The organism is Tepidibacter hydrothermalis, from assembly GCF_029542625.1.
GTDB lineage: Bacteria > Bacillota > Clostridia > Peptostreptococcales > Peptostreptococcaceae > Tepidibacter_A > Tepidibacter_A hydrothermalis.
Genome location: NZ_CP120733.1, coordinates 1,168,019 through 1,184,722, shown reverse-complemented (window position 1 = coordinate 1,184,722; position 16,704 = coordinate 1,168,019). Strand labels below are relative to the sequence as shown.

The following is a 16,704-nucleotide window of genomic DNA, read 5'->3' as shown; positions in this document are numbered from 1 at the left end:
CAACAACTACTTAGTAATACTGTTTTGCTATGTTCACTATTGATCTATCAAGTCCCATAAGAATAGATATATTTAATGCATCTTTTGGAACCTCATAATCCTTCGTAACTCTTTCTAACCTATAGTCCATATTGTCTTGTATTATCTGTATCGATTTTGATTTATTCAAATCTATTTTATATTTTAAAGAATCAAAGTCTATATCTTTAAGCCCTCTAACTTGATAGTGAACCGTATTATTATCTATAACTCCATCATAGTGAGTAGATATTATGCTTATACTTTTAAATGTTTCTAAATACTCACAAACCGATTTAACTAATATAGAGCCTTCCTTTGGGTTGGTTCCTCTTGCAAATTCATCTAGAGCAACGAATCCATCTCCTCTTTTTATAGATTCTATAACTTCTTTTAATTTACATATCTCAGCCCCAAAGGTACTAAGCCCCTTAGATACAGATTGCATATCATCAGATATGAAATATATAAAATCTAATATTGGGAATTCAGCTTTTTTACAAAAGACGAAAAATCCCATTTGTCCAAGCATCAAATTTAGAACTATAGTATTTAAACTAACACTTTTTCCACCCATATTAGCTCCTGTTATTACTGTTGATCCACTATTCAAATCTATGCTTATAGGTACAAATTTTTTATTTTTCTTTTCAACAATATCTTTTACATATGGATTTACACTATCTTCTATTTTTATGTTCATATCATCGCAAATTTGAGGCTTAACTGCCTCATACTTAAGAGCTAATTTTGCTTTTCCTATCAAAAAATCAAGTTTACCTAAAGAATTCATATTGATTTTTATATCATCTACAAATTTATTTATTTCATTTGATAAATATTTTTTTATTTTTAACTCTTCTTTTTCTTCAAGTATTACTATTTCTAGTCTTTCTTGTTTTAAGTTGTATATTATTTCTTCATCCATATAATTGAATATTTTTTGTTCTATTTCTTTTTTTCTGTATCTTATTTTTCTTAAATTTTCACTATACGAATTGTATATATAAAATGTTGGTATCCTTGTTTTTTCTGGATCTAATAAATCTATTATTTTCTCTGGTAATTTAAAATTTATATCATCTATACATATATCAATTTTTCTATATATATCTATTAACTCATCAATTAAAATGCAAAAGCATTTTATCTCAAATATTTCAACCTCATCTAAAACATTTGATCTTTCACATCTTTGAATAGACTTTCTTATATCTTTGAATTTGTATAATACATTTTCTATCTTCATATGATAATCTTTATTTTCAATAAAACTTTCTTTTATAGTTTCTATGTAATTTAATTCCTTGATAAGGGTATCCTTTTGATCTTTTTTATATGCTTTTATATTCTTTTTAATCTTTAATCCATATGGTGTTAATACATCTAAATTTCTCATTATATAGTTAAAACCTATTGATTCTCTTTCAGTGTCATCTAAAAATCTAATATTAACCACCTCCAATAACATCAAATACAGGTAGTTTAACTTGTGCTCTTATTTTGTCTAAGAATTGATTTTTATCAAATTCATATCCATATATCGATTTAGGATTAGCACTTATCCCTATCAAATTTATTTTTTTTATAACCTTTATGCTTCCTCCAGTTTTTAAAAATCTATACATTGTATTTGAACTCACAAAGGACTTAGTGGCATCTTGTATTAATACAGTTATACCTTTGTATAAATCAGTGGATTTCATTATATCTTTAATTAAATTATCGAGAAGTAGACCTTTTACAACTATATGAGTTGAACTATCATCTAGATTTTGTACTATGTCTTTTGATGAATCTATCGAAGTCAAAAGATTTAAATCTTTATATTCTAAGTTTTTATATATAATTCCAACTCTAGATATATCATTTGCTTTTTTTAATATAGTTTTATCTTTTTCATTATTCAACGATAGCGTATTGACAGTGTGTACAGTTTTATTCACAACATCATCCATATTTGTTGATACACAAGCCCCAGTGCAAAGTATTGTCGCATCTGTAATAGATGGTGATGCAAAAGTTTTTCTAGATAAAGCTCCATCAACTAATACAAGTTCCGCTCCTAAATTTATAAGTTTATCCGATATAATCTTTATATCTTTGCTAGAAGATGCTCCTGCTAATTCTACATATCCATCACTTAAAGATTTAAATAATATAACCTGTCCCATAGGTGTGTTTATACCTGTTGTATTGAGTATTTCTTTGGTAATATCACTATTTAAAAAACACATCTTACTAGTTGCAATCAATGTATCTTTGCAAATATATATTTTTGGTTTATGAGTGCTTGTAACTACATCTTTTTCTTCTCCATCTCTACCTATTGAAGTAAGGCCAAGGGTAATTTTACCCTTGGTTTTACTCAATATATAATTTAGGGTTGTAGTTTTACCTACATTTTTATCCATACCTATTATGGATATACTTTTATAATCCCTAAGAGTTTTTATTAGATTCTTCATGATTTTTATGACCTCTTAACTTTCTCTCAAGGCCTTCTGGTTCAAGTGCCATCTTTTGATTATTTAAAAGTCCAGAAACCCCTACAAGCTCTACTTTTTTGCCTGATTTACAAACCTCACATGAACATGATGGAATATAATTATCTGGCTCTTTATATGTTGTTATTACTCCTTCAAAGTTTCTAAGTATTACTTTGTTATTGCTTTGAGAAATTACATAGTTTGGCATAACCGGAGTCTTTCCTCCTCCACCAGGTGCATCAACTACAAATGTAGGAACACAATATCCTGATGTATGACCTCTTAACCCTTCTATTATTTCTATTCCCTTTGATACACTAGTTCTAAAGTGTTCAAGTCCCATAGATAAGTCGCACTGATATATATAATATGGTCTAACCCTTATTTTTACTAATTCATTTACAAGTTTTTTCATCAAATGAACACAATCATTTACTCCTCTTAATAAAACTGATTGATTTCCAAGAGGTATACCCGCATCTGCTAGCATCTCACATGCTTTTTTAGATTCTGGTGTTATCTCATTAGGGTGGTTAAAGTGTGTATTTAACCAAATAGGATGGTATTTTTTAAGCATATTTACAAGGTCTTCAGTTATTCTTTGTGGCATGACAACAGGTACCCTAGATCCTATTCTAACTATCTCAACATGAGGTATTTCTCTTAATCTCTTGATTATATATTCAAGCTTATCATCAGATATTAAAAGAGCATCTCCACCCGATAATAATACATCTCTTATTTGAGGTGTTTTGGCTATATGATCAATAGCCTTGACTATTTGCTTCATAGGAAGAGTACAATCGTTTTGACCTGCAAATCTTCTTCTCGTACAATGTCTACAATACATAGAACATTGATCTGTTACTAATATAAGAGCTCTATCTGGATATCTATGTGTAAGCCCTTCTACAGGAGAATCCTCATCCTCATGTAGAGGATCAAGTAAATCAGCTTCAGATTCATGAAGTTCAAGAGATGTTGGAACTGCTTGCTTTCTTATAGGATCATTTAAATCATTTTTATCTATTAAAGATAAGTAATATGGTGTTATAGACATTCTTAGAGTCTCTAGACACTTAAGAGCACCTTGTTCTTCTTCTTCTTTTAAAGGTATATACTTTTTTAATTCTTCAACTGTCTCTATTCTATTATTTAGCTGCCATTTCCAATCATTCCACTGCTCATCAGCAATATTTTCAAACATCTCAAACCTTCTACCATCCTTCATAATACTCCCCCTAAATTTTATTTAAATCAAAAACCCATCTGAATTAAGTTTCACTTTAAGCATATAAATTTTTAAATATATTTCTTAGTGTGTCACACTCTCTTAAATCTTCTAATGTTATATCAGCATGTTTTTTTGTATATCCATTACCTATTATCATAGTTACATCTTTACCTACGCCCTCTGCTCCAAGTGCTGCTTTTGTAAAGCTTGTTGCCATAGAAAAGAAGTATACTATTCCTTCATCTCTAACTGGTAGTATGCTTGACATTTCTGTATTTTCTACATTTACACAGTTAATAGCTATATCAACTTCATTTCCATCATTAACTCTTAATACTTCATTTAAAACCTGAGTTGGATTTTTAGCATCTGCAACTATTATTTCATTACAGAATCCAGTATATTTAAGTAGATCTCTACTTTTTTCATTTCTTACAAGACCGATTACCTTTCCATTTTGACCAACAGCTTTTTTAGATTCATAACAGCAAAGCAATCCTGATTTTCCAGCAGCTCCTAATATAAGTACTGACTCTCCCTTTTTAGCTAATTTTCTAGTTTGCGCAGGTGCCCCAGCAACATCAAGTGCAGCAAGAGCTAAGGTTTCTTCCATATCATTTGGTAAAACTGAATATATGCCACTTTCAAACAGTATTGCCTTTCCTTTTACTTCAACTCTATCTATGTCAGGCTTTATATCTATAATTTCATCTATTTTAAGTGGAGTTAGAGAAAGAGAAACTAATGTTGCTATTTTATCTCCTTCTTTCAAATCAACTTTATCACTTACACTATTACCTATTTTTTCAACTCTTCCAATTAGCATACCACCTGATCCTGTTACTGGATTTTGCATCTTTCCTTTTTCATTTACTATTTGAAGTATTCTAGATTTTATTTTTTCTATATCTCCTGAGCATTCTTTTTCTATTTGAGTAAAACTTGCAGAATCTATATTAAGAGCGTCAACGTCTATTAGTATCTCATTGTCGTATATATTCATATCATTAGATATTTTATTAGCTGGTTGTGGTAAAACCTCTTTTGGCTCAATTACTCTGTGTGTTCCATATTTACATAATTTCATAGTTTCTCCCCCTTTAATTCAATTCATATATTCTAAATTTTCTGAAATTATAAGTTTTGCATCTGTTGCTTCTTGTACTTGTTCAACTGAAATATCTTTGTTTATCTCTTTTAGTACAAGTCCTTCCTTAGTTACCTCTATAACTCCGTATTCAGTAACAATCAAATCAACTACTTGTTTTGCCGTAAATGGGAGACTGCACTCTTTTAATATCTTTGGTTTTCCTTTTGCTGTATGTATCATTGCAACTACAACTTTTTTAGCTCCTACTACTAAGTCCATTGCTCCACCCATACCAGGAACTAATTTCCCAGGAATTATCCAATTTGCAAGATTCCCTTTTTCATCAACCTGAAGCGCACCTAAAACAGTAACATCCACATGTCCTCCTCTTATTAGTCCAAATGACATAGAACTATCAAAGAATGCTCCTTCATTTAATATAGATACAAACTGCCCTCCTGCATTGGTTATATCCTCATCCATACCTTCATCTCTTGCTAACTTTCCCATTCCAACCATTCCATTTTCAGATTGAAATGTAACATTAATATCTTCAGGTATATAGTTTACAACCTTAGTTGGAAGTCCTATTCCCAGATTCACCAATTGGCCATCGCTTAATTCTTTAGCTACTCTTTTTGCTATTATTTCCTTAGCTTCTTTTGAATCTATCATGAATTTATTCATCTCCTTTGACTATGTAATCAATTAAAACACCTGGTGTCATTACTGATTCTTGCTTTATTTCTCCTGTATTTACTAGAGACTCGGCTTCTACTATTACTTTATCTGAAGCCATGGCAATCATAGGATTGAAATTTTTAGTAGTACCTTTATAATATACATTCCCAAATTTATCTACTATACTTCCCTTAATAAAACCGATATCAGCCTTAAGAGGAAGTTCTAATAAATATTCTTTTTCACCTACATTTATTTTTTGTTTATTTTCTTCCACTAAAGTTCCCACTCCAGTTTCAGTAAGCACTCCTCCAAGTCCAAACCCACCTGCTCTTATTCTTTCAATCAAAGTTCCCTGAGGAGATAATTCAACCTCCATTTTTTCTTCATTCATTAATCTTCCTGTTTCAGCATTAGTTCCTATATGAGATGCTATAACCTTTTTTACTTGATTATTAGCAATGAGCCTTCCAATCCCCTTGTCAACAAAACTTGTATCATTTCCTATAATAGTCAAGTTTTTTATATTCATATCTATTACTAAATCAACCAATTTTTCTGGTGTCCCACATCCTAAGAATCCACCTATCATAATAGTAATTCCATCTTTTAATAATGACTTCAAAGAATCTACTTCAACTACCTTGTTCATATTCTCACCCCTTGAGTTTAAGTATTTTTCTAGCTTCGTCACAAGAAGCTACCTCTCTTCCTAATACTTTAGATATTTCAACTGCCTTCTCAACCAACTGACCATTTGACTTAGCTAAAATACCTTTTGATATGTACACATTATCTTCAAATCCAACTCTGACATGACCTCCTAAAAGTGTTGATAGAGCTGCCATTTCAAATTCATATCTTCCAATTCCAGCAACAGTAAAAGTTGCATTATAAGGTATGCTTTCTTTTAAAAATAATAAATCTCTACAACTTGCATTTATTCCTCCATTAACTCCCATAACAAAATTAAAATGCATATTGTCATTTATATATCCTTTTTTAAAAAGCCTTATAGCAGTATCTATCATTCCTTTGTCAAATACCTCTATTTCTGGCTTTATATCAATTTGTTTCATTTTAATTGCAAACTCTTTAATCGTATTTTCAGAATTTACGAATATATCATCTCCTCCAAAATTACATGTGCCACAATCAAGTGTTGCCATTTCTGGATTTAAATATATAGGCTGAAGCCTCTCTTCATTGCTCATACCAACCGCACCACCAGTAGACGGTTGTATTATAACATTGGGACATCTACTTTTAATTTCATCTATGCATTCTCTAAACCTTTCTATACTTTGAGTTGATTTTCCATTGTCTTCTCTTACATGAAGATGTATTATACTGGCTCCAGCATTATAAGCTCTTTGTGCCTCATCTCCTATTTCCTTGACAGTATAAGGAACCGCAGGATTATGCTCCTTTGTAACCTCTGCACCGCATATAGCAGCAGTTATAATTAACTTTTCCACACTTAACCCTCCTTATTTTCTCTGCTTATCTTTTGGAACTACACATGTACCACTTGCTCTACATACAACAATAGGCTCATCTAATATTTCTGCTGCCGAATCATTTATATCTTGTCTTAAAGCCGCAACCTTTCTAGCTTCAAACTCCATCTTTCTAGAAGAATTTCCTGCACTCACTATACTTCCATATGCCTCTATATAATCTCCCGCATATACAGGAGCTAAAAACTCAACATTATCGTATGCTTTAAAAAGGCCTTCATCTCCATCACTTCTAATTAAAAGTTCTGTAGCTACATCTCCAAACAGCTGAAGCATTTTCGCTCCATCAACCAAATTGCCCCCGTAATGTGCATCATGTGAGCTCATTCTAACTCTTATCAAAGCACTCATACTTAATCCCCCTTTTTTCCTTTAAAAATTTGCTTAATTCTAAAGCATGACTTATTTGCCCAATTAAAAACAATATAATATCCTTAGACCTAAAAAGCGTTGAAAATAGAAATTTTCAACGCTTCAAATAATGCTAACTCACGCAATGAAAATCTTTATTTTCATCACATAAATAGCACATCATAATTTAAATGACAGTTACAAGGCTATACACCTTGTACCCAAGAACTAATCTAAGAACAAACAAGTTCTTTCGGCAAGAAAACCATTCATCTTTAATATCAGAGGTTCTTCTCCTTAAAATTAAAAACTACCCATTTTCATGCGGCCTCTATTCATGCAAATAATTCAGTTGTTTTTCTTTTATCCGAAAGCTAAAAGTTCTAAAACTCCATCCTCTTAAAGCTGGAGATGAGAACTTAACAACTTCTGGATTAGTTCAACTAGAAATTCAGCTGGAGTAAAAACTCCATCTAAATTAAGTTTCACTCTATATTAATAGATATGATTACTTGCCTGTTTATATGCAAAAAAAATATGCTATCTAAAATTTTAGATAGCATATCCTTTAATATTATTTAAACATATCAGTTTTTCTCACACTTCTCCAATCCAGATCTCCTCTTTCAATAGCTTTTATGAATATTTCAGCACTTGCTAAATTAGTAGCTACTGGGACATAATGAACATCACACAATCTTATTAAAGCTTGTATATCGGGCTCATGAGGTTGAGCTTCCAGTGCATCTCTTAAAAATATAACTAAATCCATATCTTCTTCTGCAATTTTTGCCCCTATTTGCTGGTCTCCTCCTAAAGGTCCAGATAAAAATCTATTTATATTAAGTCCAGATCCCTCTTGAATTCTAAGTCCCGTAGTTCCTGTAGCATATAAATTGTGTTTTTCTAATATATCTTTATATGCTATTGTAAAATTGACCATCGTTTCTTTTTTTCTATCATGAGCTATTAGAGCTATATTCATATATATACACTCCCCTTAAAAGTTTATCTTTTTTCTTCTCATAGATACATTTAATACTATTCCAAGAGCCATCATACTTGTAACCAAAGAACTTCCTCCATAACTAACAAAAGGAAGAGTAACTCCAGTAACAGGCATAAGACCTATAGCCATACCTACATTTTGAATAATTTGATACAAGAACATAAATAACACACCCATTGTTATTAAAGTTCCATAAAAGTCCTTTGAATTTTTTGCTATTTTAAGTATTCTATTTAAGAACACTGAAAACAGCAAAACTAGTACTACTCCACCAATCAATCCTAGTTCTTCTCCTAATACAGCAAATATAAAATCTGTTTCTTGTACTGGTAAAAAATTATACTGATTCTGAGTTCCTTTAAAAAGACCTTTTCCAAATATCTTTCCAGATCCTATAGCTACCATAGATTGAATAACCTGATAATTTCCAGGGTATTTAGGATCACCAGGATGCAAGAAAGCATCTATCCTAACCCTCTGATGCGGTTTTAAAAAGTTATATACTATAGGTACAGACACTATAGCTGTAATAGATGTGTAAGCTATTATCTTATAGTTAAGACCTGAAATAAAAGTCATACCAAATATTACAGATATAAATACTATTGCAGTACCCAAATCCGGTTGTTTCAAAATCAATAAAAGTAATGGTGCTGCATATGCAATTATAGGTAACAAATCTTTAAATGTGTTCAGCTTATCTTTTTTACTTTCCATAAACTTAGCAAAGCTTATTATAAATCCTAATTTAACAATTTCTGAGGTTTGAATATCTATTGGTCCTAGTTTAATCCATGAAGTAGCACCTGCATGAGATACTCCTATACCTGGAATATAAACTGCCAATAACAAGAATATATTGAATCCATATATATACTTATGGTATCTTCCTATCTTATTATAGTCAAATAAAAGCATAACAAATATTATTATCAAACCAATCAAAAATGACACAGCTTGAACCTTAAGCTGTCTAAAACTTCCAGAATCATTAACATGTGTTGCACTGCTTATAATAACCATTCCTATTGAAAATATTGCTATTACAGTTGCAACTAATATCCAGTCAATATCCTTAAACATTTTTAACTCTACCTTCAACGTCATCACCTACTTAAAAAAATTCGTCTAATGCTAATGCATTGACTCATAAAAATATTATTGGGAAATCCTATACGGATTCCCCAATAATATTTTTATCTTATTCCCTCTTTTACTTTTTTTATAGGTATGTTTGCAACAAGCGCAGACACAGGAGCATCATCATCTGAATTTCTAGATTTTGCAACTCTAACCTCTAAGCCACTTTCATCAATCTCTATATATTCAGATATAACATTTATAATATCTCCCTTTATCATCTCTAGGAATTTAGAAGAACAATCTACTCTATCATGAACCAACACTAATTTAAGTCTTTCTTTAGCTACATTCTTGCTGGTTTTAGATTCATTTCCAAATATCTTAAATAAATCTAACAAAGCTTCCCCCCCTATCTAGCAATACCAAATATTTTTTTCAATTTATCCATAAAAGAACCTTGTACTTCCATATTTAAAAACGGAACTTGTTCACCCATTATTCTTTGACGGACATTTCTATAAGCTTGGCCAGCTAACGATTTAGAATCAGTAACAGCAGGCTCTCCTTTGTTAGTAGATATTATAACACTTTCATCATCAGGAATAACTCCCAATAAATCTATAGCTAATATATCTATTATATCTTCCATATCCATCATGTCTCCACGTTTAACCATCTCAAGTCTGATTCTATTGATTATTAATTCTGGATCATGTATTTCATTAGCCTCTAAAAGACCTATTATTCTATCTGCATCTCTAACAGCAGAAATCTCAGGCGTTGTAACTACTAATGCTCTGTCTGCTCCAGCTATTGCATTTTTAAATCCTTGCTCAATTCCAGCAGGACAATCAATTAACGCATAATCAAATGATTCTCTTAATGAATCACATAACTTCTTCATTTGATCTGGTGTTATAGCATCTTTGTCCCTAGTTTGAGCAGCAGGTAAAAGATATAAATTTTCAAATCTCTTATCTTTTATAAGTGCTTGCTTTAATCTACAAGTACCTTCAACTACATCTACAATATCATAAACTATTCTATTTTCAAGACCCATTACAACATCCAAATTTCTAAGACCAATATCAGCATCAACTACTACAGTTTTTTTACCAGCAAGGCTCAGAGCTGTTCCTAAGTTAGCAGTAGTTGTAGTCTTTCCAACTCCGCCTTTACCCGATGTGATTACAATAACTTCACTCACAATACTACCCCCATTCGTGCATATTAATAACTATCTTTTATTTAAATATGGCTCTATTACTATGAAATTATCCTTTATAAATGCTATTTCAGGATAATTAGGCTTTTCAAACTCTTCATCAGGTGCTATAGATATTAAGTTTTCAATTCTAAGCTGCATAGGATTTAAATCATATGCAACAACAAAGGCATCTTTATTTCCATTAGCTCCTGCATGAACAACGCCTCTTAAGCATCCCATTATAATGACATTACCATAGGCTACTATTTGAGCCCCTGGATTTACATCTCCTATAACAACTACATTTCCTTTAAACTCAATTTTCATTCCAGATCTTAAAGTAGCTTTAACAAATTTAGTTTGACCCTCATTGATTCCATCAAATACGGATTCTTCTTCCACAAACTCTATTTGAAATTTACTACTTATAATTTCTTTAAGCTCTATCTTTTGAAGATCTGTCATTGTCTCACTATTTATAGAAGCTATTTTAGCTCCTATAAAAAATCTTCCAGCACATTCAATTTTTTGAACTATTTCTTGTTTAACTTTTTCAAAATCGTTGCAATTTTTGATATTTATAACTAAGCCTTTCTTACTTCCTTTGAATTCTACATTATCTGTTTTTAAATTTCTTTTATTTCCTTTAAATTCTATTACATCTCCTAAAGCCATATGATTTCCTCCAAAAGATTATATATTTTTATTATTCTTCAAAAACTATATAAATCCTTCTTTATTATCGATTTAATTCTTCCTTGATTTTTAATTCTTCTTTAACCTCATAATCATCTTCATTCTTTGTAAGTCCAAAATATTCAACCATTATATCCCTAGCTACCGGAGATGCATAACCTCCATGTCCTCCCTGGAATATAAGGGATACAACTGCTATTTCAGGATCATCATAAGGTGCAAACGATACAAACCAAGCGAAGTTGTCGTAAGTATCCTTAAATCTATTTATTTCATCATAAGTAAGGCGTGGATTAAGCTTGTACAAAGCTTTTCTTATATAATAATCCTTGCTATACTTACTATCATCTGCTTTTTCATATTTATCTGCAAGATCTAGAGCTTCCTGATTATTAACTCCAAAACTTGACATATGTGAAATTAAATATTCAACTTCATCAGCAGTTGGAATTCTACCACTTTTTTGTGCAGTACCAGTTTTCGCTCCAACCTTAACTGGAAAATTTCCAAAAACTTTCTTTGCAGTTCCCTGCTCAGTAACTCGTAACATACCCTTTTTGATCTCATCTAAGTTTGAATCTTCATTTAAAGGTATTTTTTCTCTTTGTACCTCAACTTTATCTATATTCATTTTATCATAAGACTCTATTTTATCAACTACAGTAACTTTATTCCTATATCCACCATTTACAAGTCCAGCTATATAATTTGCCATTTGAATTGGTGTATATGCATTTGATCCTTGACCTATAGAGATATTGAATGTATCTCCTGTAGTCCACTTGGCTTGATTAAAATAACTATATTTAATCAAATCAGCAACTTCACCTATTTTATCTTCTTTTATGTGTAATTTTTCTAGTCTCTTTAACAAAGTTCCTCTACCTGGATTTTCCCCCATCCAACTAACTATTTCATCTACTCTTTTTTCATATTCTTCTTTATCCTTCTCACCATTTATATCATCAAAATAAGTTTTGAGTTTTCTATCAAGAGCATATTTAAGCGATCTTTTAGTAGTTTCAAATTTAGCTTTCGGATTTGGAACCTTACCAGAAATCTCTTCTATCTCGATTCCAGTTTTTTCATCAAGTCCAAATAATCTCGCATATCTAAGTATTTCATCTACATTCATTTTTACAGGAAGAGGTTTTTCTTTTGAATAATCGTACCCTACACTTATACTATACATATAATAGTTACAAGACTGTTCTATTGCTTTATATAAATTTGTAGGTCCATGACTTCCTCTATAGTCATTCCATATCCAGCATCCAAATGACTTGTTTCCAAGCATTATGCGACCCTTATCATATATTTCATACTTTGGATCCAAACCATTATCTATGGCCGCTAGTCCAGTTATCATCTTAAATATAGATCCAGGCTGAACAAAAGTCATTGTTGCTATATTGTAAAGAGGTTTTGCTTCAAGTGGATTATTTTTATTTTTAGGAAGAAGCTTATTCATATCCTCAGTCGTTATACCAGTTGCAAATAAATTAGGATCATAATCTGGATAACTAGCCATAGCTAAAATCTCTCCAGTTTTAACATCAAGTGCAACAACAGCACCTGAAGTAGCATTATTGTATATTCTTTTGTTATCTCTTAATCTATAGTTTCCCCAAGGACTTTCGAATGTTCCTCCAGCTTGTATTGTTTTTAATGCTTTTTCAAGAGAATCCTCTGCTACCTTTTGTAAATCCTTGTCTATCGTCAAATAAACAGTATCTCCAGCTTTTGGAGACTGTATATCAATATTCTGTATTAATCTTCCAGATGAATCAACTACAACTTTCTTAAATCCTTTTTCTCCATGAAGCTTATCTTCAAACGTCTTTTCAATACCAGTTTTTCCTATCATATCACTTACACTATATCCTTTATCTGTAGTATAAGTGTCTATTTCTGCTTGTTGAGATATTTTACCTATTTGTCCAAGTATATGAGATGCTTGGTTTCCATTTGGATAATATCTTATAGGTTCAGTCTCAATACTAACCCCTGGAAGTTCTATTGCAAGTTCTTCTATTTCTGCAACAGTCTGTTTTTTTATGTCAATAGCAAGCTTCATAGGTTGATATTGTAAGTATCCCTGCGATTTAAGCAAGTCTCTAAATAAAAGTATTTTTCTAGCTTCATCATCATTTAAGCTTTCATCAACTTTAAAATACTCTCTTAATCTATTAAAAGTTTCTTGTGTACTTAATTTTTCATCTTCTTTTATTCTATATCTATATAACCATTGATTTTTCTTTACATTTTCTGCAAACTCCCATTTTGAAACATAGATGGGAGGATAATATCCATTTTCATTTAGTATTTTTTGTAAGTCATATCCTGTAGTATTATCATCTATGCTAATAACACCTTCATCTACTAATCTATCTACTATATGATAAAAACTTTCTTTTGCATTATAACTTAAAGGAATATCATTTTTAATTTTCCACTCCTCGATATTTTTATCATAAGTGTACACAAACTTTCCATTTTCCTTTATTATAGGAAATTCATCTATATATTTTTCTCCATTTTTCTCTAATACATTTATAACCTTTTGGCCAACTTCATTTGCATTGGCTTTTTCTATTTCGTTTTTAAGGAGTTGAACAGTAAAAGACGCTCTATTTCCTGCAAGCAGTCTTCCATATCTATCCCTTATTTCTCCTCTAGGACTTTCTACTAATATTTTTTTATATACCTTATTTTGAGCCTGCTCAAAATAGTAATCGCCCTTTATAATCGTCATATATCCTAGTTTTAATATAATAATAGAAAATATGACAACAAAACAAACTCTTAAAACATCATACCTATCTTTAATTTTTTTATTTATCATATAATCACCACTAAATATTGTCTATTTTTTTTACAAAATCTATTAAAACTTTGTATATAACCAAAGCAAATACCGTATTTAAAACAGGTATAAAAACTGTTCCTTTTACCAAAGAAAATAGTATCTTTTCACTTTCAAATGAGCTTTTTAATAAAAGGCAGTTTATAAGAGAGTCAAATACAGAAGAAAATAATGTTAATATCAATATAGTTGTAACATTTTCTTTGAATATTTTATCCTGTAATACTCCATATAAATATCCTATAACAAAGAATACAAGAGCATTTACGCCTATAAATCTTCCAATTAATATATCCTTTAACATTCCAAGTATTAACCCTATTAAAGCTCCTTCATTTCTTTTAACAAATAAAGAAATAATACTTATATATACAATAGATGCATTTAAACTTATATTAAATATATCTATATAATTCATAATACTATTTTCTATAATTATTATGAATAGTCCTATTAAAATTAATATTATATTTTTCATAATTATTACCTCTTTATTCTACTATTCTAGGTCTTGTTATTAATACTTTATCTATATCCTTAAAATTTACATAAGGCTTTACCTTTACATATTTCAACAAATTATTTTTATCTTCTATAACCTTTTCAACCTCTCCTAGAGGTATTCCTTTAGGATATATTCCTATTCCAGAAGTTATAAGTATATCGCCTGGAACAACCTTGTATTTAATATCAAATAAATATCCTTTAAGATATCCAGTAAAATTTTCATTGGAATCTATCGATATATTTTGACTTATAACACCCGTATATTCTCCTTTTCTTAAAACTTCAAAACTAACAGCTGATTTATTATTCAAAAGTGAAATTGCTTTACAATAGTTATTTGATACCTCATATACTTTTCCTACAAGACCAGTTCCAGATACCACTATACTATCTTCAACAACACCATCTTTTTTACCAGCAGCTATTGTGAATGAATCATACCAATTCCCATCATTCTTACTTATGACAGATGCACTAATATAATTTTGATCATACCCCTCTGGTATATAGTTTAAGGATCTTTTAAGGTTTTGAAGTTCACTTAGTTCATCTTTACTTAAGTCTATTTCTATTACCTTCTTTTTTAAATCCTCATTCTCTTTTGAAAGCTTTTCTATATCTTTTAGATTTTTTTTATAATTAATCATGCCTACAACATTTTCACTTGTTACACTATAAACCTTGTTTAAACCTCTTTGTATAGGTGTAATAACGTCTAGTACAGCACTAGGAATATATTTATTGTATCTTCCCTCTATTGATATACCTATAATTACAAGTAGAGTGATAGTGATTAAACTAATCACTATCACTTCTTTATTCAGCTTGTTTTTATTTTTCTTTTTGCTTCTCACTCTATCACCAACTTTTACCCTTTTCTTCCATACATAAGAATTTTATCAAAGATTTCTTTATCTTCAACAGATTTACCAGTTCCTTTTGCAACGCAATCAAGTGGATCTTCCGCTATATGTACAGGCATTCCAGTCTCTTCTCTAACTAGTTTATCAAGTCCCTTTAAAAGAGCTCCTCCCCCTGTAAGCATTATACCATTTTCCATAATATCAGATGCAAGCTCTGGTGGTGTTTTTTCAAGAGTTGCTTTTATTCCCTCTATTATACTAGTTATCGGCTCTTTTAACGCTTCTCTTACCTCACTAGATGTTATATTCATAGTTTTAGGAAGACCAGTTACTAAATCTCTTCCTCTTATATCCATGCTTTCTTCTTCTTCATTTTCCTTAAATGCAGATCCTATCTTCATTTTAACTTCTTCTGCAGTTCTTTCTCCAATCATAAGGTTGTACTCTTTTTTTACATAGTTCACTATTGATTCATCAAATTCATCTCCACCAATTCTAATTGACTTGGCTGTAACTATGCCTCCTAATGATATAACTGCTATCTCACTAGTACCTCCACCTATATCTACTACCATATTTCCATCTGGCTCTTCTACTTTAAGACCTGCTCCAATAGCAGCAGCCATAGGTTCTTCTATTAAATAAGCATCTTTAGCACCTGCTTGGCGAGCAGCTTCTTCTATTGCTCTTTTTTCTACTTCTGTAACTCCATAAGGAACACATACTGCAATTCTAGGACTGCTAAACAATGATTTTTTAGGATACGCTTTTTTGATAAAATATCTAAGCATACTTTGAGTAACATCAAAATCCGCTATTACTCCATCTTTCATAGGTCTTATAGCTATTATATTTCCAGGAGTTCTTCCTATCATTTTCTTAGCATCTTCTCCAACAGCTAAAACTTCTTTGTTATCATCTCTTATAGCAACAACAGATGGCTCTCTTACTAAAATTCCATTTCCTCTTACATAAACTAATGTATTTGCTGTTCCTAAATCTATCCCCATATCGTTTGATCTCGTATTAAAAAAACTCGTTTTTTGTTTAGTTTTCTTTGTAGTTTTATCTTTTTTCATTTTGACTTCTC

17 protein-coding genes and 1 riboswitch are annotated in these 16,704 nt (G+C 30.7%); all 17 genes read right to left on the bottom strand.

Annotation, left to right across the window (positions count from 1 at the left end):
* Positions 1–10: 10 nt before the first annotated feature.
* Positions 11–1,477 (bottom strand): lysine 5,6-aminomutase reactivase ATPase KamC, encoded by a 1,467-nt coding sequence (gene kamC, locus P4S50_RS05155; RefSeq protein WP_277733537.1) that lies wholly within the window; start codon positions 1,475–1,477, stop codon positions 11–13.
* Entirely contained in the window at positions 1,470–2,486 is a 1,017-nt protein-coding gene (kamB, locus tag P4S50_RS05150; RefSeq protein WP_277733536.1) for a lysine 5,6-aminomutase reactivase subunit KamB, read from the bottom strand. Before kamB ends, kamC begins: the two co-directional genes overlap by 8 nt.
* Positions 2,461–3,738 (bottom strand): lysine 2,3-aminomutase, encoded by a 1,278-nt coding sequence (gene kamA, locus P4S50_RS05145; protein ID WP_277733534.1) that lies wholly within the window; start codon positions 3,736–3,738, stop codon positions 2,461–2,463. The genes kamB and kamA overlap by 26 nt, the downstream gene beginning before the upstream one ends.
* Positions 3,739–3,793: 55 nt before the next feature.
* Positions 3,794–4,828 (bottom strand): L-erythro-3,5-diaminohexanoate dehydrogenase, encoded by a 1,035-nt coding sequence (gene kdd / locus P4S50_RS05140; protein WP_277733533.1) that lies wholly within the window; start codon positions 4,826–4,828, stop codon positions 3,794–3,796.
* An 18-nt stretch (positions 4,829–4,846) separates the two neighbouring features.
* Positions 4,847–5,506 carry a 3-oxoacid CoA-transferase subunit B gene (locus P4S50_RS05135; protein WP_277733532.1) on the bottom strand — a complete coding sequence of 220 codons (660 nt, stop codon included), beginning with the start codon at positions 5,504–5,506 and terminating at the stop codon, positions 4,847–4,849.
* A 4-nt stretch (positions 5,507–5,510) separates the two neighbouring features.
* Positions 5,511–6,164, bottom strand: coding sequence for a 3-oxoacid CoA-transferase subunit A (locus P4S50_RS05130; RefSeq protein WP_277733531.1), 654 nt, complete (start codon positions 6,162–6,164; stop codon positions 5,511–5,513).
* Between the two features lie 4 nt (positions 6,165–6,168).
* A complete protein-coding gene (kce, locus tag P4S50_RS05125) occupies positions 6,169–6,990 on the bottom strand; it encodes a 3-keto-5-aminohexanoate cleavage enzyme (RefSeq protein WP_277733530.1) in 822 nt (273 codons plus the stop codon).
* A 12-nt stretch (positions 6,991–7,002) separates the two neighbouring features.
* On the bottom strand, positions 7,003–7,383 hold the full coding sequence (gene kal / locus P4S50_RS05120) for a 3-aminobutyryl-CoA ammonia lyase (protein ID WP_277733529.1): 381 nt from the start codon (positions 7,381–7,383) through the stop codon (positions 7,003–7,005).
* Positions 7,384–7,548: 165 nt separating this feature from the next.
* Positions 7,549–7,725, bottom strand: a riboswitch (Lysine riboswitch).
* Between the two features lie 232 nt (positions 7,726–7,957).
* Positions 7,958–8,368 carry a methylglyoxal synthase gene (gene mgsA / locus P4S50_RS05115; RefSeq protein ID WP_277733527.1) on the bottom strand — a complete coding sequence of 137 codons (411 nt, stop codon included), beginning with the start codon at positions 8,366–8,368 and terminating at the stop codon, positions 7,958–7,960.
* Positions 8,369–8,383: 15 nt separating this feature from the next.
* The gene (rodA, locus tag P4S50_RS05110; RefSeq protein ID WP_416390140.1) at positions 8,384–9,499 is read right to left on the bottom strand and encodes a rod shape-determining protein RodA; all 1,116 of its coding nucleotides are present in this window, start codon (positions 9,497–9,499) and stop codon (positions 8,384–8,386) included.
* A gap of 89 nt (positions 9,500–9,588) precedes the next feature.
* Positions 9,589–9,873: a cell division topological specificity factor MinE gene (minE, locus tag P4S50_RS05105; RefSeq protein WP_277733525.1), complete on the bottom strand. Its 285-nt coding sequence runs from the start codon at positions 9,871–9,873 to the stop codon at positions 9,589–9,591.
* A gap of 11 nt (positions 9,874–9,884) precedes the next feature.
* A complete protein-coding gene (gene minD, locus P4S50_RS05100) occupies positions 9,885–10,682 on the bottom strand; it encodes a septum site-determining protein MinD (RefSeq protein WP_277733523.1) in 798 nt (265 codons plus the stop codon).
* A gap of 30 nt (positions 10,683–10,712) precedes the next feature.
* Complete coding sequence (gene minC / locus P4S50_RS05095; RefSeq protein WP_277733522.1) at positions 10,713–11,357, bottom strand: septum site-determining protein MinC; 645 nt, start codon at positions 11,355–11,357, stop codon at positions 10,713–10,715.
* Between the two features lie 64 nt (positions 11,358–11,421).
* Positions 11,422–14,223, bottom strand: coding sequence for a penicillin-binding transpeptidase domain-containing protein (locus P4S50_RS05090; RefSeq protein ID WP_277733521.1), 2,802 nt, complete (start codon positions 14,221–14,223; stop codon positions 11,422–11,424).
* 10 nt (positions 14,224–14,233) lie between these two features.
* A complete protein-coding gene (gene mreD / locus P4S50_RS05085) occupies positions 14,234–14,722 on the bottom strand; it encodes a rod shape-determining protein MreD (protein WP_277733520.1) in 489 nt (162 codons plus the stop codon).
* A gap of 13 nt (positions 14,723–14,735) precedes the next feature.
* The gene (gene mreC / locus P4S50_RS05080; protein ID WP_277733519.1) at positions 14,736–15,605 is read right to left on the bottom strand and encodes a rod shape-determining protein MreC; all 870 of its coding nucleotides are present in this window, start codon (positions 15,603–15,605) and stop codon (positions 14,736–14,738) included.
* Positions 15,606–15,619: 14 nt separating this feature from the next.
* On the bottom strand, positions 15,620–16,693 hold the full coding sequence (locus P4S50_RS05075; RefSeq protein WP_277733517.1) for a rod shape-determining protein: 1,074 nt from the start codon (positions 16,691–16,693) through the stop codon (positions 15,620–15,622).
* Positions 16,694–16,704 lie beyond the last annotated feature (11 nt).